Here is a 19,774-nt window from a genome sequence, read left to right on the forward strand (position 1 = left end):
CGCACCCGTCGAACCCGAGGTGTACATCACATACGCCGCATCCCCCGAACGCACACCCACCCCGGGATCACCAGGGTCGGACGCGATGTTCCGAGGAGACTCGATGTGGAGCAACTCCACGCCCTCGACACCTGATTTCGGAACCGCCCGTTCGTCGGTGATCAGCAGACGCGCGCCGGTGTCGGCCAGGACATGGCGGATGCGGTCGGCCGGATAACGGGCGTCGAGAGGCACGTAGACCGCGCCGGCCTTCATCAGACCCAGCACCGTGGTGACCGTCGCGATCGAACGCTCCAGAAGCACACCGACCGCGTCACCGGGCCGCACTCCCCTGCCGATCACCTCGCAAGCGAACTCATTCGCCCACGCGTCGAGTTGTGCATACGTGAGCGTGACAGCGCCGTCGGTGACCGCAGGAGCATCCCGCGTCGCAGCCACCTGCCGCACGAACAGCTCACCCAGGCACGCATCCGGCACGGCACGCGCGGTGTCGTTGAACTCCACCACGGCACGCCGGTGTTCGTCGGAAGTGAGGATGTCGATGCCGGCCAGCGGACGGTCGGGATCGGACACGGCCGCATCCAACAGCCGTAGCCAACGGTCGAACAGGGCCTGCACGGTCGGCGCGTCGTAGATGTCGCTGGAGTACTCCACAGCCCCGCTGATGCCCTGCGGCTCACCGCGCTCCCCGCGCCGCTCGGCGAGACTGAAGAACAGGTCGAACTTCGCCGTACCTGTCCTGCCCAACTCGATCTCGGCTCGCAGTCCCGGGAACTCCAGCTCTGTCTCGGGGGCGTTCTGCAGCGCCAGCATCACCTGGAACAGCGGATGGTGCGACAGAGTGCGGGTCGGGTTGAGCAACTCGACCAGGTACTCGAAGGGGACATCCTGGTGCGCATAGGCGGCCAGACTCCGCTCCCGCACCCGCGCGATCAACTCGGCGAAACTCGGATCACCCGACGTATCCGTGCGCAACACCAGCGTGTTGACGAAGAACCCGACCAACTCATCCAGCGCCTGATCGGTGCGGCCGGCCACCGGACTGCCCACCGGCACATCCTCCCCCGCCCCCAACCGAGTCAACAAAGCAGCCAGGCCCGCCTGCAACACCATGAACAAACTCGCACCCGACGCCCGCGCGACATCCGACAACCGCCGGTGCAGATCCGCGTCTATATCCACCGTGAGGTAATCGCCCTGGTAGGACATCACCGCCGGACGCGGACGGTCCGCAGGCAGCGTCAGCTGATCCGGCAGACCCGCCAACGCCTCCCGCCAGTAGGCGATCTGCGTCGCGAACAGACTGTCCGGGTCGTTCTGGTCACCCAGCAGCTCGTTCTGCCACAACGTGTAATCCGCGTACTGCACCGCCAACCCACGCCACTCCGGCACCCGCCCCTCCACCCGCGCCGTATAGGCACGCGTCAGGTCAGCAGCGAGCGGGCCCAACGACCAACCGTCACCCGCGATGTGATGCACGACCAGCAGCAGCACGTGTCGGTGTTCGGTCACTGTGAACAGCTCTGCGTGGAGGGGGATTTCGGCCGCCAGGTCGAAGGCGTGCCGGGCTGCTGACTTCAGGGCGTCCGGCAGTTCCGTCTCGGTGATGTCCGTGGTGGGCATCGCGACGTTCACGCCGTCGAGGACGTGCTGGTACGGAGTGCCGTCGGCCTCGGGGAACACCGTCCGCAGACTCTCGTGCCGGGACACCACGTCACCGAGCGCGGCCCGCAGCGCGTCACGGTCCAACGTGCCGGTCAGTCGTACGACGAGGGGGATGTTGTAGGTGGCGCTCGGCCCCTCCATCTTGTGCAGGAACCACAGCCGCCGCTGGGCGGAGGAGAGGGGAAGGGCCGGCGGGCGTTCCCGCGCCGCCAGGGGTGGCCGAGCGGGTCCAGCGTTGTCGAGGAGTGCCGCCACCGCGGCCGGGGTCGGCCCGTCGAACAGCGCGCGCAGCTCCAGCTCCGCGCCGAACGCGGCACGGATGCGGGCGATGAGGCGGGTGGCCAGCAGCGAGTGCCCGCCCAGGTCGAAGAAGTCGTCCTCGACGCCGACCCGGGGCAGGCCCAGCACCTGCGCGAACAGATCGCACACGATCTGCTCCTGCGGCGTGCGTGCCTCCCGCCCTGACCCGGTCACAGTGAAGTCCGGCTCCGGGAGTGCCGCCTTGTCCAGCTTGCCGTTGGCGGTGAGCGGCATGCGGTCCAGTACGACGACGGCCGCCGGCACCATGTAGTCGGGCAGCCGGTCCCGCGCGAACTCCCGTACGTCCGCGTCGCGGAGGGCTCCCCGTGCCACCACGTAAGCGATGAGGCGGGGGCCGCCGGACTGGTCCTCCCGGACCACTACCGCGGCCTCGGCGACTTCGCGGTGGTCGGTCAGCACGTTCTCGATCTCGCCGGGTTCGATACGGAAGCCGCGGATCTTGACCTGGTGGTCGGCGCGACCGACGAACTCCAGCTCGCCGTCCTGGTTCCACCGCACCAGGTCACCGGTGCGGTACATCCGCGTGCCCGGCTCAGAGGCATACGGGTCCGCCACGAACCGCTCCGACGTCAGCCCGGGCCGGCCCAGATAGCCGCGGGCGACACCGGCTCCCGCGACATAGAGCTCCCCTACGACGCCTGGCGCCACCAACTCAAGTCCTGGGCCGAGCACATACGTCCGCAGGTCGGGGATGCCGACGCCGATGACGCTGGCCGCCGTGGTTGCTCGCTCCCTGGTCAGCGGCTGGTACGTCACGTGGACCGTCGTCTCGGTGATGCCGTACATGTTGATCAGGGCCGGCGTGTCGTCGGGGTGGCGCCGGTACCAGTCGGCGAGGCGGGACGGTTGGAGTGCCTCACCGCCGAACACGACGGTGCGCAGGGCGAGTCCGCGGCCCGGCGGGGAGGCGTCGGCGTCGGCCTGTGCCAACTGGTAGAAGGCCGACGGCGTCTGGTTGAGGACGGTGACGCCGTGATCGGCCAGCAGATCGAGGAAGGCGCCGGGTGTCCTGCTGACCTCGTAGGGCACCACGACCAGTCGGCCGCCGTGCAGCAGCGCTCCCCACAGCTCCCAGACGGAGAAGTCGAAGGCGTACGAGTGGAACAGCGTCCACACGTCGTCGGGACCGAAGCCGAACCACTTCCGGGTGGCATCGAAGAGCCGCACCACGTTGCGGTGGGCGACGACGACGCCTTTGGGGCGGCCGGTGGAGCCGGAGGTGTAGATGACGTACGCGGGATTGTCGGGCGCGAGCGCGACGACGGGGTTGCCCGCGGGCCGATCCGACACATCGAGCCTGTCCAGCAGCAGTACCGGCGTCGCGGCCACGCTCTCCGCCGAAGGACGGAACCCGGTCGCCGTCAGCACCAGCACCGGCCGGGCGTCACCGACCATATGGGCCACCCGCGCCGCCGGATAGGCCGGATCAAGAGGCAGGTAAGCCGCGCCCGCCTTCAGCACCGCCAGCACCGCCACCACCAGATCCGCACTGCGAGGCAGCGCCAGCGCCACCACGTCCTCCGGACCGACACCACACCCCACCAGCACATGAGCCAGCCGGTTCGCCCGCTTGTTCAACTCCCCGTACGACAGCGTGGAGTCGCCCCACACCACCGCCACCGCCCCCGGCGCCGCCGCCACCCGCGCCTCGAACAACTCCGGCAACGACCCCCGCGACGGCACCACAGCAGCCGGCACCGACAGCACAGCCGCCCGCTCCCGCGCCGACAGCAGATCCACCCGCCCGAGCGGCCGGGAAGGATCCGTTGCCGTGACGGCTCGCAGCGCCGTGAGCAGGCGCCGGTGATGAACGGCCAGTTCCTCGGGCGTGCACAGTTCGGGGTGGGCGTTGACGTCGACCACCGGCCCGGCGCCGTCACGTCGGTCCCACACGGCGAGGGTGAGGTCGCCCACCAGGCCGGAGGTGAGGTTGTGTGCGGTGGTGGGCAGGCCGGCAAACGTGATCGCGTAGTCGAAGGACATGACGTTGACGACCGGTGCGTACCACGTCCCCATGTGGCCGGGCAGTGCCAGGTCGCGCTGGATGTCCTCGGCCCGGTACCGCTGGTGGCCGCCCAGTTCGCGCACGCGCTCGCCGATCTGGGTGAGGAGTTCGCCGAGTGTCAGCTCGGGTCGCAGCGTGAGCCGGAGCGGTAGGACGTTGGCCGCGGTACCGGGGGTGCGGCGCTCCACCTGGGTCTGGCGTGCCGTCACCGGCAGGCCGAGGACAACGGTGGCCGTGCCCGTCGTCCGGTGGACATGGAGGGCCGCGGCGGCGATGACCAGGTGTGACCAGGGGACGCGGGCCCGGCGGGCCGCGTCGCGCAGTGCCATGTGTTCCGCAGGCTCCCAGGCGGTGGTGTGCCGGAGGTAGCGCTCCGGCGTGGTCGACGGCGTGCCGACGATTCCCGCCGGCTGCGGACGGTCGGTGAAGCGTCCCGCCCAGTACGCCCTGTCCTGAGCGAATTGCGCCGATGCCTGGTACTCCTGTTCGGCGGCGATCAGGTCGGACAGCGTGCCGAAGGGGCTCGCTCCTACCGGGCCCCCTCGGGCGAGTGCGGTGTAGACGTCGGCGACCCGGCGTGTGATCAGCAAGGACCCGAAGGCGTCCATCACGGCATGGTGGTAGCCCTGGTACCACCAGAACCGGTCTGCGCTCACCTTCAGCAACGCGTACTCGAACAGCCGGTCCTCGGCCGGGTTCATGGGCCGGGCGACCGCGGCGTCCATCCAGTCGCGGGCGGCCTGTTCGGGGTCCGGCTCCGCGCTCAGGTCGGTGACCGTGAGCGGCCAGTCGGCGGGCTGTCGGAGGGCTTGCCGGATTTCGTCGCCTTCCGCGACGAAGCGGACGTGCAGCGCCTCCGCCTCGGCGACGACGAGCCGCAGGGCCTGCTCGAACAGCTGCGGGTCCACGCCTCCGTGGATCTCCAGGTACTCCCCCACCCGGAATACTCGACTACCTCTCCCCAGGCGCTGCTCAGCGATCCATATTTCGCGTTGCGCAGCCGTGAGGGGCAGCGTGCTGCCGGCACTGACGGACAAGTCTCCACCTCCGAGAATTCCCCCGCACGGCGGCCGGAGAGACAGGAATGAAAAACTCACAATGTCCTGGACGGCGCGTCGTCAATTCGATCGCGCAGAAGTGAAGCGGCGAACTCCGCAGTGTCGGAGCGATGTGGATCGCCGCGTGTGTACAGGAGCCGGACGTAACCGCCCGGAAACACGACTGAGGGAAACCTAACCCTGGGAGATCCGGAGGGTCAAGGAGATCAATCGGCTATGCCACGTGCATGTCCGGGGCCTGTCCCGCCGGCGGGACACACCGCACAACCCGGCGGGGGCATGGCGGATGCTCGCCACACGCTGGGCGGATTCCCTGCCCGGGGGGCGGTGCCCTGCCGGTGCGGTGACCGGTGTCGGGGTCCGCACGTCGTTCGCGGGGCGGTGCGCCTTGATCGCCTGGCTCTTGCCCGCCGTTTCTCGGCGGTGTTAGCTTCAATTTCCACAAATGCCGATCACACGTTTCCCGAGGCTGTTTCACAAAAGGAAACCCGTATGGCAGGAACGCAGTGGGTGAATCATCTGCTGAACCATGGCGCGGACGACGATCCGTGGGCCGTGTCGAGCACTTCGGTCACCCGGGGAGAGTTACGCAGCGCGGTGGCCGACTTGGAGGAGCGCTTTCGGAACCGGGGAATCGGCGAAGGCAGCTCGGTGCTCCTGAGGATGACGCCGAGTTTCACTTATATTCAGGTGCTGTTGGCCCTGTGGAGCCGTGGGGCGCAGGTGGTCCTGGTCGACTTCCGGCTCAAACCGGCCGAGTACGAACCGCTGGTGCAGCAGGTGCGTCCGCAGTACCTGGTCGCCGCGGCCGGCGCCGGAGGGCCGGTGGCCGGATTCCGTCAGGAGTCGGACTTCACGGTCCAGCAGCTGCCGGACGGCCGACCCGCCGTCGACGGCATACGACTGGTGCAGTTCAGCTCGGGCTCGTCCGGCCGGCCCAAGGTGATCGGCCGGCCCGCCGACTCCGTCCTGGCCGAAATCGACCGGCACGCCGCCCTCCCCGGCATTCCCGGCGCAGACGACCGGATGATGCTGCTGAACTCGGTCATGCACAACATGGGCCTGGTCAGTGGCGTACTCCACGCCCTCGCGTCCGGGGCGACGCTGATCATCCCGCCGACGCTGCGCCCGGCCGAGGTCGTACGGCTCATGGCGGCCACCGGGACGACCGCCGTGTACGGGACCCCCGTCCACTACGACCTGCTGTCCCGCGTCGCCGACCGGCCGCGCCTGCCCGCACTGCGCCTCGCGGTGTCCGGCGGCGAGCGGGTGCCGCAGGAGACGTACGACACCTTCCGTGCGCGCTTCGGCCTGCCGATCAGCCCGGTCTACGGACTGACCGAGATCGGACTGATCGCGGGTGACCTGTCCGGCACGTCTACCCCTCCGCAACTGGGGCTCCCGGTGCCGGGGGCCGAGGTCAAGGTCGTCGACGAGGAGCTGTATGTGCGGATGGACCGCTCGCCGTATCTGTACGGCGAACACGCCGACCGCTACACGGACGGCTGGCTGCGGACCTACGACCGGGTCCGGCAGGACCCCGCGACCGGAGTGCTCAGCATGCTCGGCCGGGCCGACTCGCTGGCCGTGATCGGCGGACTGAAGGTCGACCTGACGGAAGTGGAGAACGTCCTCCTGGCCCACGACCGGGTGACGGAGGCGGTCGTGACGCACGGAGAGGTCATCGAGGCGTTCGTGGGCGCCGACCCCGCCGTCGGCGCGGCCGAGTTGACGGTCTGGTGCCGGGAGCGGCTGAGTCCTGTCAAGATCCCCAAGCGGTTCCACGTCACGCGACTGCTGCCGCGGAACTCGATGGGGAAGCTGATCCGCGACCGTGCGCTGATGCACGGACGCGTCCTGTCGGAATCGCCCTCGCGGGCGCAGGGGGACCAGTGATCTCGAAAGACGACCTCAGAACGATACTGGCCGAGAACGCGGGACTCGGACCGCCCGAGGAACTGACCGACGACGCCGAGCTCGTGATCGACTCCTTCACCCTGCTGGTCCTTCAGCACGTCCTGGAGGAACGGCACGGCGTGGTCATCGAGCCGCAGTTCGACGACATGGCCCAGTTCACCTCGATCGACGGCATCCACACCTATGTGACCCGGATCGGGCAGGAACACTGACCGATCCACCTGGCCCCCGTCCGACCGCATTGTGCAGGGAGCGATGATGAGCAACCCCTTCGAGAACCCCGACGGCACCTTCCTGGTCCTCGTCAACGACGAGGGCCAGCACTCGCTGTGGCCCTCGTTCGCCGAGGTGCCCGCGGGCTGGACGGTCGCGCTCGGCCAGAGCGACCGCCGGACCTGCCTCGCCTACGTCGAGGAGCACTGGACCGACATGCGCCCTCTGAGCCTCGTGCGCCGATAGGAGACCTCGATGGACGACGCCGCATTCCAGCAGCTGCTGTTACGGGAGGAGGACCTCGAGGAGTCGTTCTACGGCGAGGAGCCGAGCGCTGCCTACGATCCCGTCTACGTCTCCGGCGACGCGTCGGGGCGGGCCATCGTCGACCTGACCAACATGCTCACGCACGGCACGCATCCCGAGACGGTGCACCACGCCTCCGCGCTGTTCACGAACGTCGTGGGGTCGGTGGTGTTCCACCATGTCGCCCAGTTCGGCCACGGGACCTGCCGGCAGATCTACCAGGAGCTCTTCGACGCGGTGCAGGCCTGCGCGCAGTACCGGATGGAACTCAACGACGGCGTGCAACTGGACATCTCGAGGGTGGATCTGGGGCCCGTCGAACTGGGAGACGGCGGCTTTCTTGTGCGGTGGCTGTCCGCCGTCGACCACTTCCGCATCGAGACGGCCTGGGTGATCGTCGCCAAGGACGACATTCTCACCTTTGTCAACGCGCGCGTCCCGGACCAGTCGGAGATCCAGCGGCTCGCACGGGTCGCCGTCGACCGCGTCGCCGAACTGACCGGTGCGTCATGACGTCCACGGCATCGCTGGTCGACTTCGCGTCCGCGCTGGAGACCGTCGAGCAATGGCTGACCGAGTACATCTCGGCGAGCCATCCGGAGATCGGCCGCACGGGTCCCATCTGTCCGTTCGTGGCGCCCTCACGCAAGAACCGCACGATGGAGATCCGGCTGCGGTTGGCGGGCCACGCGCCGACCCTGGAGCTCATCGAGGAGATCGCCCGCAGCAGTCTGCGGGAGTACGAGCTGACGACCTGGCAGGGCCGCAATCCCATGCTGCGGGCCATGGTGGTCGCCCTTCCCGACCTGCGCCGCGAGGACACCGGACTGCTTGACCAGGCGCACGCGCGGGTGAAGGACGCCTTCGTGGCACAGGGGCTGATGATCGGCCAGTTCCACGAGAACTGCGACGTGACGGCCGCACGCAACCCCCGCTTCGCGGTGAGCAAGGCACCCCTGCCCCTGTTCGCCATCCGTGCCATCGCCCTGCACGACGTCTTCTTCCTGTCCGAGCGACCGCACTGGTTCCAGCAGTACCGGAAGCGGTTCGGCAAGTTCTTCGGACCGGGGTCCACCGTGATGGACGCGCACTTGGTGGAGCGTTACCAGGAAGCCGAGCAGGCATACGGTGGTGCGCCGTAGACTCCGCCGGCCTCTTGGCCGTCGGCGGGGACTGCGACACCGTCACAGCCCCCGCCGACGAGACGAGCGACTGCTCGACGCGGGCTGCCCGGATGAACGACGCTCCCGCCGCAGCTCGCCTCTACGGCGACTTCCTCGGCAGGCGCACAACGGGTGTCGCGGCTGCCGTCGTCATCAGGAGTCAGTCATGCGCCGGGGTGCTTGAGGCTCTCGATGATGCGGGCGAATCCCTCCGTGCCGTGGCCGGCGTCCACCTGCTGCTGGATGAGGCGCTGGACCATGGCGACCGGTTCCGCACTCACCCCTTGGTCGGTGATCGCTTCGATGAACAGGCCGAGGTTGGAGAACGTAAGGCTCTGCTGCCCTGGGATGGTGTAGTCGCCGCCGTCGATGACCTTGGCGTACCCGGTGAGTTCTCCGCTCATCGCGGTCAGCCACGGGGCGGCCATCTCCGCGAACCGGGTCGCCGGCACGCCCGCCGGTGCCAGCATGGCCGCACCCTGCATGAACCCCGCGAACATCACATACATCGCCGAGAGCAACGCGAAGTCGTAGAGCGACGCCAGCCCCGCGTCCTCGCCGAAGTAGGTGCTGGTCGCCCACCGGTCGAACAGTGCCGCGTGCCCGCGGAACACCTCCTCCGAACCGCTGTACAGGATCGTGGCCCCTGGCTGTCCGATCATGGAGGGAACTGCCATGATGCCGCCGTCCAGGTAGGCGATCCGTGCCTCGGCGGCCCAGGCGGCCGACCGCCTCGCCTGTTCGGGCTTGGTCGTGGTCAGGTTGACCAGCGTCCGCCCCGCCAGGTCGTCCACAAGCGGGTCGAGCACCTGGTGCACCGAGTCGTGGTCGAAGAGGCAGACGACGACGAGCGGACTCGCGCGGACCGCCTCGGCGGCTGAGGCGGCCTCAGTGGCTCCTCGTGCGACGAGTGCCTCCGCCTTGCCCGCCGAGCGGTTCCAGACCGTGGTCCGCAGTCCGGCCTTCACCAAAGCCTCGGCAAGCGCGCTTCCCATCGCGCCGAGTCCAAGGATGCTCACGTCGGTTTCGTGGATCTCGTGCATGTCACTGCTCTCATGTCGTGCGGAAGGTTTCGTTGATGCCTCAATCCTCTTCAGGCTCAGCAGAGTTGACCAGTACGGACTAATTAGTGCAGTACTCACCGGAAGGTAAGTGTCATCCGGGCGGCATGGAGGCAGTCGTGGCGACGGCAGCCGGGCGTTTTGGGCCCGCTTCAGCCGCGCGGCGCCTCGGGGTGACGGATCGCCGCACGGTCGCGGAATGTCCTGCGGTCTGTCGATGACCAACTGCCCAACTGCCACCCCACCATCGTGTAACCAGTTATATTGGTTACATGGAACCCTCGGCAACCAAGGGGCTGACGCTGCGCTCCCATACCGGCGTCACCTACCGGTTCGCCCCCGGCGCGCTGTGCCTGGAACTGCTGACCACCGGCGGCCCCGGCCCCTACCGCCGGTACGAGGTCCTGCACGAGCCCGCCGACCTGGCTGCCTGGACAGACCGGTCCCGGCTGACCCCGACTCCCGTACTGGACATCTCCGCAGCGGACGTGGTCGACATACGGGCGTTGCGCGACGCGCTGTTCATGGTGGTCATCGCCCATACGCGCGGCGAGCCTCACCCGCCCCGCGATCTCGAGGTCATCAATGAGGCGGCCGCCCGTCCGGCCATGGCCCCCGCCATCGCCCCGGACGGGAAGCGGCGGTGGGTCCCGGCCCTCACCGGAACGCACCTGGCGGCCACCGTCGCCCGGGACGCCGTCGAACTCCTGACCGGCCCCTTCGCGCACCGCATCCGTACCTGCGCAGCCGAGGACTGCCACCTCATCTACGTCGACACCTCACGCCCCGGTCGCCGCCGCTGGTGCTCCATGGAGCACTGCGGCAACCGCCACAAGGTCAGGGCCCTGCGCGCCCGCCACACCGAGGAAGGATGACCACCATGCCCACAGGACTCACCAAGGACGTCGGCTGGCAGATCGGCGTGTCCCGCACCCTGCCGCATCCCGCAGCGATCGTCTGGGACTTCGTCAGCAGCCCCGAAGGCATCAGCCTCTGGCTCGGCCCCGGCGCGATCCTCACCCCGGAACGGGGCGCTGCCTACCGGACGGACGAAGGAGTGGCGGGCGAGGTGCGCAGCTACCGCCCCATGGACCGCATCCGTGTCACCCTCGGCACCACGACACTCCAGGTCGCCCTCGCGCCGGCAGCCGACGGAGCCCGGACCATGCTCCGCTTCCATCAGGAGCACCTGGCCGACGCGGAAGAACGCGAACGGCAACGGACTCACTGGCAGCACGTCATGGAGCAGATCGCCACCGCCCTCGACCGGCAGTGACCGGATCGGCCTTTCTCGCAATGCTGAACTCTGCTACTGAATAGGGGAGTTCAGCAGGAAGGCCGTGGGATGCGCCCTCATGCGCTGTCGTGTGCGGACTGCCTGACGCGGACGCCCGTGGAGGTGCCGCTGCCGGCTGAGCATCACCGCGGATCTCGCCGGCCCCTGACGGCTCGACGGTCCCGGCCGGGACCGTCTCCTGCGCGACCGCTCGCCTGCTCGTCCTGCTCGCCCTACTCGTCTGACTCGTCGGCGGTCCAGTGCTCGAACGCCGTCAGGTGCCGCTCGGAGGCGGCGAGCAGGTGGGTGTACACCTGGCGTGTGTCCGGGGCGGTGAGTCCGGACAGTGCCCTGGTCAGCGCGGCGATGTCGTCGGTCTCGACCGTGCGGCCGGTCTTCAGGGCTGCGCGCAGGCTGTCGTCACCCTGCTTCAGGAGCCGGTCGTGGGTGGCCTGGACGGCAGGGTCGGTGAACTCACCGGTCTGCCGGTCGGCGGTCGGGTCGGCGATGTCGTAGCGGTCCAGCAGAGTGCGCACGGCGGTCAGGTGCTGGGTCTCCGCTGCCGCGATCCGCTCGAAGACCCGCACGTCGTAGCGTTCGGCGAACGCCGCGTACAGGTCGTGCGCGAGCTTCTCCTCCTCGGCCATGCTCGCCAGCGTGGCCTTCTGGGCGGCCGTCAGGGTGCCCTGCTCGGCGAGCGCGGCTCCGCCGCAGGTTCCGTCGTGCTGCCGGATGCCGCCCATGTCACCGCCGTGGTGGCGGCCGTGGTGCGGGGCGTCCGCCATCACGCCCTGGGACATGGTCTGCTCGGCCACGGGCGCGGCACCGCCCGTGCCCGCGGTCACCGGGCCGACGGCCAGCACTCCGCCGATGGCCAGGGCACCCGCGGTGACCGCCGTCGCGATCCTGATGTTGCGCTTCATGGCGAACCTCCTCGGGTCCGCGGGAGCGTCTTCCGATCCCGCACCGTCACCGTCGCTCCGCGCCCTGCAGTCGACGTGCTGTGCGTATGGAGACGGGATGGAGACGACCGCCGGATGGTCTGGGCTGTTCGGCCCCTCCCGGGGCCATGCGTGGGGCGCGTAGACATAGGGCATGGCCGCCACCGTGCTCGTCGTCGAGGACGAGAAGGAGATCCGCGAGCTGCTGCGCCGCTACCTGGAGCGCGCGGGCTACGGGGTGCTGACGACCGGGTCGGGCGCCGAGGCCGTGCGGCTCCTCGGCGAGCACGGGATCGACCTGACCCTGCTCGATCTCGGGCTGCCGGACGTGGACGGCGACGAGGTGCTGCGCGAGGCCCGCGAGCGAGGGCGGGTGCCGGTGGTGGTGCTGACCGCGCGGACCACCGTCGAGGACCGCATCCACGGGCTGCGGCTCGGCGCCGACGACTACGTGACCAAACCGTTCAGCCCCACCGAGGTGGTGCTGCGGGTGGCCGCGGTACTTCAGCGGGCCGAGGGCACGGCGGCGAGGGCGGCGCCGGTCTCGTCGTACGGCGAAGGACGGTTGCGGATCGACGAGGTCCGGCACGAGGCGGAACTGGACGGCTCTGCGGTGGAGTTGACACCCACCGAGTGGGGTCTGCTGACCGCGCTCGCGTCGGTGCCCGGCCGGGTGTTCTCGCGTTACGAGCTGGTCAACCGGGTGCGCGGCTACGAGTTCTCCGGGTACGAGCGGACGATCGACTCGCATGTGAAGAACCTGCGGCACAAGCTCGGGGACGCCGGTCCCGACCTGGTGGAGACGGTGCTGGGTGTGGGCTACCGCCTGGGGTGGGCCCGTGACACGTGAGCCGCGTTCGCCACGCTCCGGCGTTCTGCCGTCCGCAGGGCTCGGCCCGCTCGGGCGACGGCTGTTCGCCGCGTTCGCCGTGGTGGCGCTGGCGTCCGTCGCGCTGCTGACGGCCGCGGCGCTCGTCGGAACCGACCGCGGGCTCAACAGCGCCCATCAGGCCGACCGCCGGCACGCCGCCGACCGGGTCGCCGCGGTCGCCGCCGACGCCTACCGGGCTGCGGGCGGCTGGGCAACGGCAGATCTGTCGACCGCGCGTTCCGTCGCGACCGGCGCCGACGCGGTGCTCACGGTGCGTGGTGCGGACGACGAGATGATCTCCGGCGACTCGGGCTCGGGGTCGGAGGACGAGCACGGCATGCCCGGTTCCGGTCGTGGACATCACGGACAGGGCGCCGCCCCGGGCTCCGGCGTGACCGCTCCGGTGGTGGTCGACGGCCACACGGTCGGCTCCGTACGCCTCGTCTTCCCGGCCGGCTCCGGGGCGGCGGGCCGGTCCGTCGCCTGGGGCTGGGTGGCCGCGGCCGCCGTCGGCGCGCTGGCCCTGGCGCTGGGCGTGAGCTGGTTCGTCACCCGGCGCCTGACGGCTCCCGTCGTCCGCGTCGCCGCCACCGCGCGTGCGCTGGCCGCCGGGGACCGCGGCGCCCGGGCCCGGATCGACGCACCCGGTGAACTGGGCGACCTGGCCCGCGCCTTCGACGCCATGGCCGACGACGTCGGCCACGCCGAACAGGCCCGCCACCGCCTCGCCGCCGACGTCGCCCACGAACTGCGCACGCCCCTGGCTTCGCTGCAAGCGGGGCTGGAGGAACTCCGCGACGGCTACACCGAGCCGACCCCGGACCGTCTTGCCTCCCTGCACGACCAGGCCCTGCGGCTGGGCCGCATCATCGACGACCTCGGGGAACTCGCCGAGGCCGAGTCGGCCAGGCTCTCCCTGCACTTGGCCGAGGTGGATCTGACCGCCTTGGCCGGCGCAGCCGTGGCCGGACGGGAGGCCGAGCTGCGCACCGCCGGACTGACCGTGCGCACCGTCCCGGGCCCCGCTCCCCTGCCGGTGCACGCCGACGCCGACCGGCTGCACCAGGCCCTCGGCAACCTGCTGAGCAACACCGCCCGGCACTGCCACCCGGGCGACACCGTCACCGTCACCACGTCCGCCACACCCGCCGAAGCCGTCGTCGAGGTGGCCGACACCGGCCCCGGTATCCCCGCGGACGAGCTGCCGCACATCTTCGACCGGCTGTGGTGCGGGGCCCGCGCACGTGCCGGAGGCGGCAGCGGAATCGGCCTCGCCGTGGTCAAGGAGCTGGTCACCGCCCACGGCGGCACGGCCACCGCGGAGTCGGGACCGGGCGGCGGGACGCGGATGACGCTCCGGCTGCCCAAGGCCACACCTCACGGGTCACAGCTCGTTTCCCGCCCCGGCGTGGAGCCACGGTTCGGGCCCGAGGCGAGTACGCCCAGGGGCATTTGACGCCTTGCCTCCGGACCGCCGCACTCGCGCCGACGAGACACCGACACCGCCGAACGCCCCCCGTGGTACTCCATCGCCGTTGTCTGAGCGCGCCTAAAGTCTTCGTCACGGCTTCGCTGGAAAATATTCGTTCCGGCCGAGACCTCAGGCGTCTCGAAATGGGCGTCCGCCAGGTTCTCGGCTGAAACGCACATAGTGCAGGAAGTAGCGGGGCAGCGGGGGATTTTAGGAAACGTTAAGTAAATATTGATGCCCTTTGGCTGCGGGAGCGGTGCGAGTCATTGACGGGGGCGGCGAAGGCGGCCACCTTCATGGCTGCAAGCAACCCGTTCGAGCAAGCACGGAAGCTGGGATGCCATGAAGAGAATCCGGCTCGGCCTCGCTTCAGCCCTCACCGCGGGGACCGTCATTGCCGCCGTCTTCGTGTCACCGGGGACGGAATCGGCGCACGCGTTTCCCGCCACTCCCAAACAGAATGTCCTGAACTATCTGCAATCGATTTCCGGGAACCACATCGTCTCCGGACAGCACAACAAGGAGCCCGCCACCTCGCCGGGACAGTACACGCAGCAGGTGAAGGACATCACCGGGCAGTACCCGGGGCTGTGGGGCGGGGACCTGATGTTCAACGCCACGGACGTGGCCAACCGGCAGCGGGTGGCGGACCAGGCGAAGACCGAGTGGGCCAACGGCTCGCTGGTCGCCCTGACCTGGCACGTCTGCCCACCGACCGGCGGCAGCACCTGCGCCTTCGAGGGGGGCGTGAAGTCGCACATCACCGACGCGCAGTTCTCGCAGATCATCACCGACGGCACGGCGCTGAACACCGCGTGGAAGCGGCGCCTGGACGAAGTCGTCCCCTATCTCCAGCAGCTGAAGAACGCGGGCGTCCCCGTCCTGTTCCGTCCGCTGCACGAGATGAACGAGTCCTGGAACTGGTGGGGGAACCGGCCCGGCGCCAACGGCAGTGCCCGCCTCTACCAGATAACCCGGGACTACCTCGCCGTCACCAAGGGTCTGGACAATCTGATCTGGGTGTGGAACGTCCAGGACAATCCGGCAGGCGGCTGGAGCAATTACTACCCGGGCAGCGGATACGTGGATGTCGTCTCGCTGGACGCCTGGTACAAGAATTACCCCAGTTCCGCCGACTACCAGCAGATACGGAACATTGCCGGGACCAAACCCATCGCCATCGCGGAGATGGGCAAGATGCCGACCGGCGCGTTCCTGGACAGCCAGCCCCGGTGGGCGTGGTTCATGATGTGGTCGGAACAACTGCGCGGGAACAACACCAACGCCGAAATACAGGCGACGTACTTCCACTCCCGCGTCCTCAACCAGGGTGAGATCAGCCTCCCCTGAGGCAACCCGCGCGGGCTGCGTGTCACAGCCAGTCGCGCAGTCCGTGCAGAAACCCGGCGGGATCGTCACGGTGGAGGGTGTGCCCCGCACCCTCCACCGTGCGCACTTGCCAGCCCCGGCGGCGCAGCGTCGTCGCCGCGGGCGGCGGAATCCGCTCGCTCGGATCGGCGAGCAGGACCAGCGAGGGGACCTCCGGGCGGACGGGCAGACCGGGCAGACGGGCGAGGGCCGTGACGGACTGCGGGTCCCATGCCGCCAGGGCCTGCTTTTCGTCAGTGATGCAGTCGTCGTGCCAGCGGGGGTGCGCGGCACGCAGTTCGCGCCAGGTCGAGTGCTTGACAGCGCGCAGGGCGGCCAGGTCACGGGGGCGGGGCAGCCACGCGGGATCGCAGTGCACCGCGCGAGCGCATCGCAGGGCGGGGGCGGCGAGCAGCAGGGCGGCCGAGCCGAGCGAGTGTCCGATCGCCAAGTCGGGTCCTGCGGGCAGGGTTTCCAGCAGGTCTGCGGCGAGCTCGGCGGGGCCGTAGGAAGCGGCGGGCGGGCTCGCACCGTGGCCGCGCAGGTCGACGGCGACGACCCGGTAGCCGTGGTCGGCGATGGCGGTGGCGACCGGCCGCCAGGTACGGGAGTCCGCCATGAGGCCGTGCACCAGGACGGCCGTGCGGGGGCCCTCGCCCCAGCTGCGGGTGGCGAGTTTCATGAGGCCGCGTCGAGGGGAACACCCGCGCGGTGGAGCACGGCCGACGCGCCGGCCACCGTAGCCTCCGCGTCGGTCTCTGTGTCGTCCGCGCCGCCGACCGCGCGGCAGGGAGCACCGGCCGGAACGAACACGGCACCACCGGGGGCGAGACCCGGACCGGACCCCGCGGCCGGGTCCTCCCCCGGCCCCAGTCGCACCTCGCCGGACCAGCACGGCAGCACCTGCGGGCCGGGATGGGTCCGGCGCACGGCTTCCGCGCCCACCGTCACTCGCGAGAGCACGAACTCCTCTGCGGGCGCCCGGTATTGCACTTCGCCCGGGGTGTCGGCGGGGACGGCCCGGATGACGGCCGGGCCGGTGGGAGCGAGGCCGACGATGTCCGCCAGGAGGGATGCGTCGACGTGTTTGTCGGTCAGGTACAGGGCCTCTCCCGCCTGCGGGCGGACATGGTGCAGCAGCAGCGCTACGAGAAGTCCGCGATCCCCGGGAATGTCGTCCGCCACGGTGGCATAGACGGCCACGGTGTAGGAGCGTCTGCCGGAAGGGGAACGCAGCACCCGCGTCCAGTGGCCGGGGTGCGGCACCGCCAGGGTCTCCAACAGGTCGGTTGTCCGTTCGGATGTGTGGAATCCGCAGATGACCTCGCACGGACGCGGGGCGCACAGCAGTTCCGGCTTGTGGTCAGGGCCCGGGACCGCGGTGGGTGAACCCCAGGAGTTGGTGCGGACGACGGGGGTGAGCAGGAGGAACGGCGGCAGGGATGTGGTCATGGAGGTGTCTCCGGTGGACGGCCGTCACGGGCCGGCTCGTTGCAGTCGGTCCGTGACGGCCGAGTCGGTGCGTCAGTCCGTGGCCGTGACCGAGTCCAGCCAGACCGTGCCTGCCTTGCCGTTGAAGTAGAACGACATCTGGGTGACATCGGTCAGGTCCAGCGGGCCCTTCGTGGCCCACGGCGGGTTGGTGAAGTCGGCCAGGGCAAGGGTGAGCGTTCCGCCGTCGGTGTCGGTGAGCGGGACGGTCTTCTCCCAGTAGATGCCGCCCGCGACGAACTGGGCCGTCAGGCTCTGGTCCGCGGTGCCGTCCGAGCGGGCCCACAGGCGCAGGTTGCGTGCGCCGCCCCAGTCCTGCGGAGTGGGGAGAGAGCGGATGACACCGGCGTAACCGGGGCCGGCGGGATCGTAGGCGGCGCGCAGGGCGTGGCCCTGGCCGTCGGTGTGGTCGGCGTCGAGCGTGACGGTGACGGGGCCGCCGCCGGTGTTGCGGGCGTAGGCCGTGGACAGGGCCGCGCTGTCGGCGTAGTCCTCGAAGTCGTCGACGGTCAGGGCGCCGGTGGTGAAGCGGGTCGGGGCGCCGTCGGCGGTGCGGGCACCGACGCCGTTCACTGCGGTGACGCGCAGGTGATAGGTGGTGTTGGGCCGGAGGTTGACGGGCGGGCGGTAACTGGTGGCGCGCAGCCCGGTGACGTCGAGGACGGGGTCCGACAGGTCTTCGTGCGTCGAGAGGGTCAGCGTGTAGTGGGCGGCGCCCTCGGCGGCCGTCCAGGTCAGCGGGGCATCGACGGGGACGCCGGTAGCGCCGTCCTGAGGGTGCTGCCGGAAGGCGCCGGGTGCCTCGGTGGCCATGGACGCGGCCTCCTCGACGAGGGTGACGCCGGTCAGCGGGGCGGGCTGCGAGGAGGCAGGCCACAGCAGCCGGATGCCCGCCGAGGCGTCGGGAGGTGTGATGCGCAGGGTGGTGGACCTGCCGGTGCCGGACACGGTGGCCTTCACCTTCGTCCAGGTCTTCCCGTCGCGGGTGACCTGCACCGTCGGCAGCATGCCGTCCCCGCGGGCGGCGAAGTGCGCGGTGAACGTCTCGGGGTTCCGGGTCTGCCACGTGATCTGGCCCGTGGTGCGGGCCGGCGGGGCGACACGGACGCCGTCGCCGTCGGGTGTGCGCCGCAGGCCGTCGCTGTGCTCGGAGGTGTGGGCCCAGCTCTGGAGCGGGTCCACCCGGACGTCCTGCCGGGGGCCGGCGTCCAGGACGGTGGAGGTGGCGAGGGCGTGGCCGGCGCGGTCGAGGGCGCTCACCCGGTACCAGGCGCGTTTCTGCGGGGTCGTGGCGTCCAGCCACGGCGTGTCGTTGTCGGTGACCGGGGTCGTGGTGAGCGTGGCCCATGGTCCCCGGGGTCCGTCGGTGGACCGCTGGACGCGGTAGGTGTGGGCGCCGGCGCTGCCGCGCCAGCTGATCTCGTTGATCCCGGACCGCTTGGTGATCGCGGTGATCAGCGGTGCGGTCATCGGTACGGCGGGCAGGTTCCGGCCCGGGGCGATCATCTTCGCCAGCGCCGCGTTCGCGAGGACGTCGGTGCGCATCGCGGCGGTGTCGCCCGGATAGTGCAGGGTGTAGCCGTCGTCGTGCTGGACATAGCCGTGGTCGTCGGCGTGGCCGAACAGCGACCAGGAGAGCACTCCGGTGACGTCCGGGTTGTCGGCGAGAGCGAGGGCGTCGGCCGCGGTGAGGGTGTCGGAGCCGTGCTCCCCGGCGAGATAGACCTTGTTCCTGTCGCTGACCCGGGCGGCGTCCGCGGCCATGGCGCCGGCTGACGACGGGTAGTAGTGCACGTCGACGATGTCGACCTCGGGCGAGGCGAGGGCCGCGGCGTCGACGCCCTGCTGGCGGCCCGCCGAGATCAGCTGACGGGGCGCCAGTGCGCCGACATAGGCGCCCATCTCGTCCACCCAGGAGCGCGTCATGTCGTTCAGTTCGTTGCCCAGCTCCCACGACATGATCGTCGGGTCGTCCTTGTAGGCGAGCCCGGTGTAGGGATTGACGTGGTCGAGCACCGTGCGGACGTACTCCTTGTACGCGGCCTTGGCCCGCGCGTCGGTGTAGAAGTCCTTGGGGTCTTTCAGGCCCAGCCACCTGGCCAGCGTGGAGTAGCCGCCGTGGTAGTAGTCCCACTGGTCGGTGAGCGGGACGATCAGCCGCAGGCCGTAGGCGCGGGAGCGGGCGACGGCGTAGTCGACGGGCGCGAAGGCGTCCTCGTTGAACTCGCCGAGCTTCGGCTCGAGACAGGACGCGCAGCCCAGGGAGGTGCCGAGGGTGTGGGAGCGCACGACGGAGGCGTTCATGGTGCGCGCCGTCTTCAGGGCGTCGTCGATGCGGAAGTAGGTGGGCCGGTCGACACCGCCGACGTTCTCGTCCAGGCCGAGCCAGTACAGGTTGGTGCCGGCGAAGCGGAACGGCCGGCCCTGGAGGGTCAGGGCGGCACCCTCACGCTGCACGAACGCGTCCGCGGTCCGGCCGGGCGGCCCTGCGGTGGCGGGGGTGGAGGCGACGGCGCCCGTGACGACGGCGCCCGCGGTGAGGACGGCGGCGAGCGTTCTTCGGCGGTTTCTGGGCATGGCGAACCTGCCTTTCGGCTCAAGAAGGCGAACGGGGCGGGGAATTCGGGGCAGCCGCCCGGGCGGGGAG

Annotated in this window: 16 protein-coding genes; 10 read left to right on the plus strand and 6 right to left on the minus strand. The window is 70.1% G+C overall.

The genetic code is table 11. The features are described from left to right. On the minus strand, window positions 1-5,088 hold a 5,088-nt coding region (locus DI272_RS43250; RefSeq protein WP_309221704.1), incomplete at its 3' end, for a non-ribosomal peptide synthetase. Between the two features lie 453 nt (window positions 5,089-5,541). Here DI272_RS43250 and DI272_RS43255 point away from each other — a divergent pair. The 5 genes from DI272_RS43255 to DI272_RS43275 are packed head-to-tail and all read left to right on the plus strand — an operon-like array spanning window position 5,542 to window position 8,627. Further along, a complete protein-coding gene (locus tag DI272_RS43255) occupies window positions 5,542-6,945 on the plus strand; it encodes a class I adenylate-forming enzyme family protein (protein WP_146238444.1) in 1,404 nt (467 codons plus the stop codon). Beyond that, window positions 6,942-7,178, plus strand: coding sequence for an acyl carrier protein (locus DI272_RS43260; protein ID WP_109501342.1), 237 nt, complete (start codon window positions 6,942-6,944; stop codon window positions 7,176-7,178). Before DI272_RS43255 ends, DI272_RS43260 begins: the two co-directional genes overlap by 4 nt. Window positions 7,179-7,224: 46 nt before the next feature. Beyond that, entirely contained in the window at window positions 7,225-7,425 is a 201-nt protein-coding gene (locus tag DI272_RS43265; protein WP_109501359.1) for an MbtH family protein, read from the plus strand. A 9-nt stretch (window positions 7,426-7,434) separates the two neighbouring features. After that, window positions 7,435-7,998, plus strand: coding sequence for a hypothetical protein (locus DI272_RS43270; protein ID WP_109501343.1), 564 nt, complete (start codon window positions 7,435-7,437; stop codon window positions 7,996-7,998). Further along, window positions 7,995-8,627: a DUF6875 domain-containing protein gene (locus DI272_RS43275; protein WP_109501344.1), complete on the plus strand. Its 633-nt coding sequence runs from the start codon at window positions 7,995-7,997 to the stop codon at window positions 8,625-8,627. Before DI272_RS43270 ends, DI272_RS43275 begins: the two co-directional genes overlap by 4 nt. A gap of 185 nt (window positions 8,628-8,812) precedes the next feature. Here the strand turns inward: DI272_RS43275 and DI272_RS43280 are convergent, their stop codons facing one another. After that, on the minus strand, window positions 8,813-9,949 hold the full coding sequence (locus DI272_RS43280; RefSeq protein WP_309221705.1) for an NAD(P)-binding domain-containing protein: 1,137 nt from the start codon (window positions 9,947-9,949) through the stop codon (window positions 8,813-8,815). Window positions 9,950-9,981: 32 nt separating this feature from the next. Here DI272_RS43280 and DI272_RS43285 point away from each other — a divergent pair, with 32 nt between their 5' ends. Both DI272_RS43285 and DI272_RS43290 read left to right on the plus strand, forming a co-directional pair. Beyond that, window positions 9,982-10,584, plus strand: a complete 603-nt coding sequence (locus DI272_RS43285) for an ABATE domain-containing protein (protein WP_109501346.1) — start codon at window positions 9,982-9,984, stop codon at window positions 10,582-10,584. A 5-nt stretch (window positions 10,585-10,589) separates the two neighbouring features. Further along, complete coding sequence (locus DI272_RS43290) at window positions 10,590-10,985, plus strand: SRPBCC domain-containing protein (RefSeq protein ID WP_109501360.1); 396 nt, start codon at window positions 10,590-10,592, stop codon at window positions 10,983-10,985. A gap of 233 nt (window positions 10,986-11,218) precedes the next feature. Here the strand turns inward: DI272_RS43290 and DI272_RS43295 are convergent, their stop codons facing one another. Continuing rightward, entirely contained in the window at window positions 11,219-11,908 is a 690-nt protein-coding gene (locus DI272_RS43295; protein ID WP_109501347.1) for a DUF2202 domain-containing protein, read from the minus strand. Between the two features lie 172 nt (window positions 11,909-12,080). Between DI272_RS43295 and DI272_RS43300 the strand changes: the two genes are divergently transcribed. The 3 genes from DI272_RS43300 (at window position 12,081) to DI272_RS43310 (ending at window position 15,618) form a co-directional block, all read left to right on the plus strand. Continuing rightward, window positions 12,081-12,776, plus strand: a complete 696-nt coding sequence (locus DI272_RS43300) for a response regulator transcription factor (protein WP_109501348.1) — start codon at window positions 12,081-12,083, stop codon at window positions 12,774-12,776. After that, entirely contained in the window at window positions 12,766-14,253 is a 1,488-nt protein-coding gene (locus tag DI272_RS43305; protein WP_109501349.1) for a cell wall metabolism sensor histidine kinase WalK, read from the plus strand. The genes DI272_RS43300 and DI272_RS43305 overlap by 11 nt, the downstream gene beginning before the upstream one ends. A gap of 357 nt (window positions 14,254-14,610) precedes the next feature. Beyond that, window positions 14,611-15,618 (plus strand): glycosyl hydrolase, encoded by a 1,008-nt coding sequence (locus DI272_RS43310; protein ID WP_109501350.1) that lies wholly within the window; start codon window positions 14,611-14,613, stop codon window positions 15,616-15,618. 22 nt (window positions 15,619-15,640) lie between these two features. Here the strand turns inward: DI272_RS43310 and DI272_RS43315 are convergent, their stop codons facing one another. The 3 genes from DI272_RS43315 to DI272_RS43325 all read right to left on the minus strand — a co-directional run bounded on the left by DI272_RS43315 (window position 15,641) and on the right by DI272_RS43325 (window position 19,704). Beyond that, window positions 15,641-16,318, minus strand: a complete 678-nt coding sequence (locus DI272_RS43315) for an alpha/beta fold hydrolase (protein WP_109501351.1) — start codon at window positions 16,316-16,318, stop codon at window positions 15,641-15,643. Continuing rightward, window positions 16,315-17,088 carry a hypothetical protein gene (locus DI272_RS43320; RefSeq protein WP_109501352.1) on the minus strand — a complete coding sequence of 258 codons (774 nt, stop codon included), beginning with the start codon at window positions 17,086-17,088 and terminating at the stop codon, window positions 16,315-16,317. Before DI272_RS43320 ends, DI272_RS43315 begins: the two co-directional genes overlap by 4 nt. A gap of 72 nt (window positions 17,089-17,160) precedes the next feature. Next, a complete protein-coding gene (locus DI272_RS43325; RefSeq protein ID WP_109501353.1) occupies window positions 17,161-19,704 on the minus strand; it encodes a carbohydrate binding domain-containing protein in 2,544 nt (847 codons plus the stop codon). Window positions 19,705-19,774: the final 70 nt, after the last annotated feature.

Origin of the sequence: Streptomyces sp. Act143, assembly GCF_003143935.1 — a bacterium.
Taxonomy (GTDB): Bacteria; Actinomycetota; Actinomycetes; order Streptomycetales; family Streptomycetaceae; genus Streptomyces.

What these genes read in the sequence shown, in the direction of transcription:
- DI272_RS43255 (WP_146238444.1), top strand. Translation starts at nt 5,542, where the DNA reads ATGGCAGGAACGCAGTGGGTGAATCATCTGCTGAACCATGGCGCGGAC.
- DI272_RS43265 (WP_109501359.1), top strand. Translation starts at nt 7,225, where the DNA reads ATGAGCAACCCCTTCGAGAACCCCGACGGCACCTTCCTGGTCCTCGTC.
- DI272_RS43270 (WP_109501343.1), top strand. Translation starts at nt 7,435, where the DNA reads ATGGACGACGCCGCATTCCAGCAGCTGCTGTTACGGGAGGAGGACCTC.
- DI272_RS43275 (WP_109501344.1), top strand. Translation starts at nt 7,995, where the DNA reads ATGACGTCCACGGCATCGCTGGTCGACTTCGCGTCCGCGCTGGAGACC.
- DI272_RS43285 (WP_109501346.1), top strand. Translation starts at nt 9,982, where the DNA reads ATGGAACCCTCGGCAACCAAGGGGCTGACGCTGCGCTCCCATACCGGC.
- DI272_RS43290 (WP_109501360.1), top strand. Translation starts at nt 10,590, where the DNA reads ATGCCCACAGGACTCACCAAGGACGTCGGCTGGCAGATCGGCGTGTCC.
- DI272_RS43295 (WP_109501347.1), bottom strand. Translation starts at nt 11,908, where the DNA reads ATGAAGCGCAACATCAGGATCGCGACGGCGGTCACCGCGGGTGCCCTG.
- DI272_RS43300 (WP_109501348.1), top strand. Translation starts at nt 12,081, where the DNA reads ATGGCCGCCACCGTGCTCGTCGTCGAGGACGAGAAGGAGATCCGCGAG.
- DI272_RS43310 (WP_109501350.1), top strand. Translation starts at nt 14,611, where the DNA reads ATGAAGAGAATCCGGCTCGGCCTCGCTTCAGCCCTCACCGCGGGGACC.
- DI272_RS43315 (WP_109501351.1), bottom strand. Translation starts at nt 16,318, where the DNA reads ATGAAACTCGCCACCCGCAGCTGGGGCGAGGGCCCCCGCACGGCCGTC.
- DI272_RS43320 (WP_109501352.1), bottom strand. Translation starts at nt 17,088, where the DNA reads ATGACCACATCCCTGCCGCCGTTCCTCCTGCTCACCCCCGTCGTCCGC.
- DI272_RS43325 (WP_109501353.1), bottom strand. Translation starts at nt 19,704, where the DNA reads ATGCCCAGAAACCGCCGAAGAACGCTCGCCGCCGTCCTCACCGCGGGC.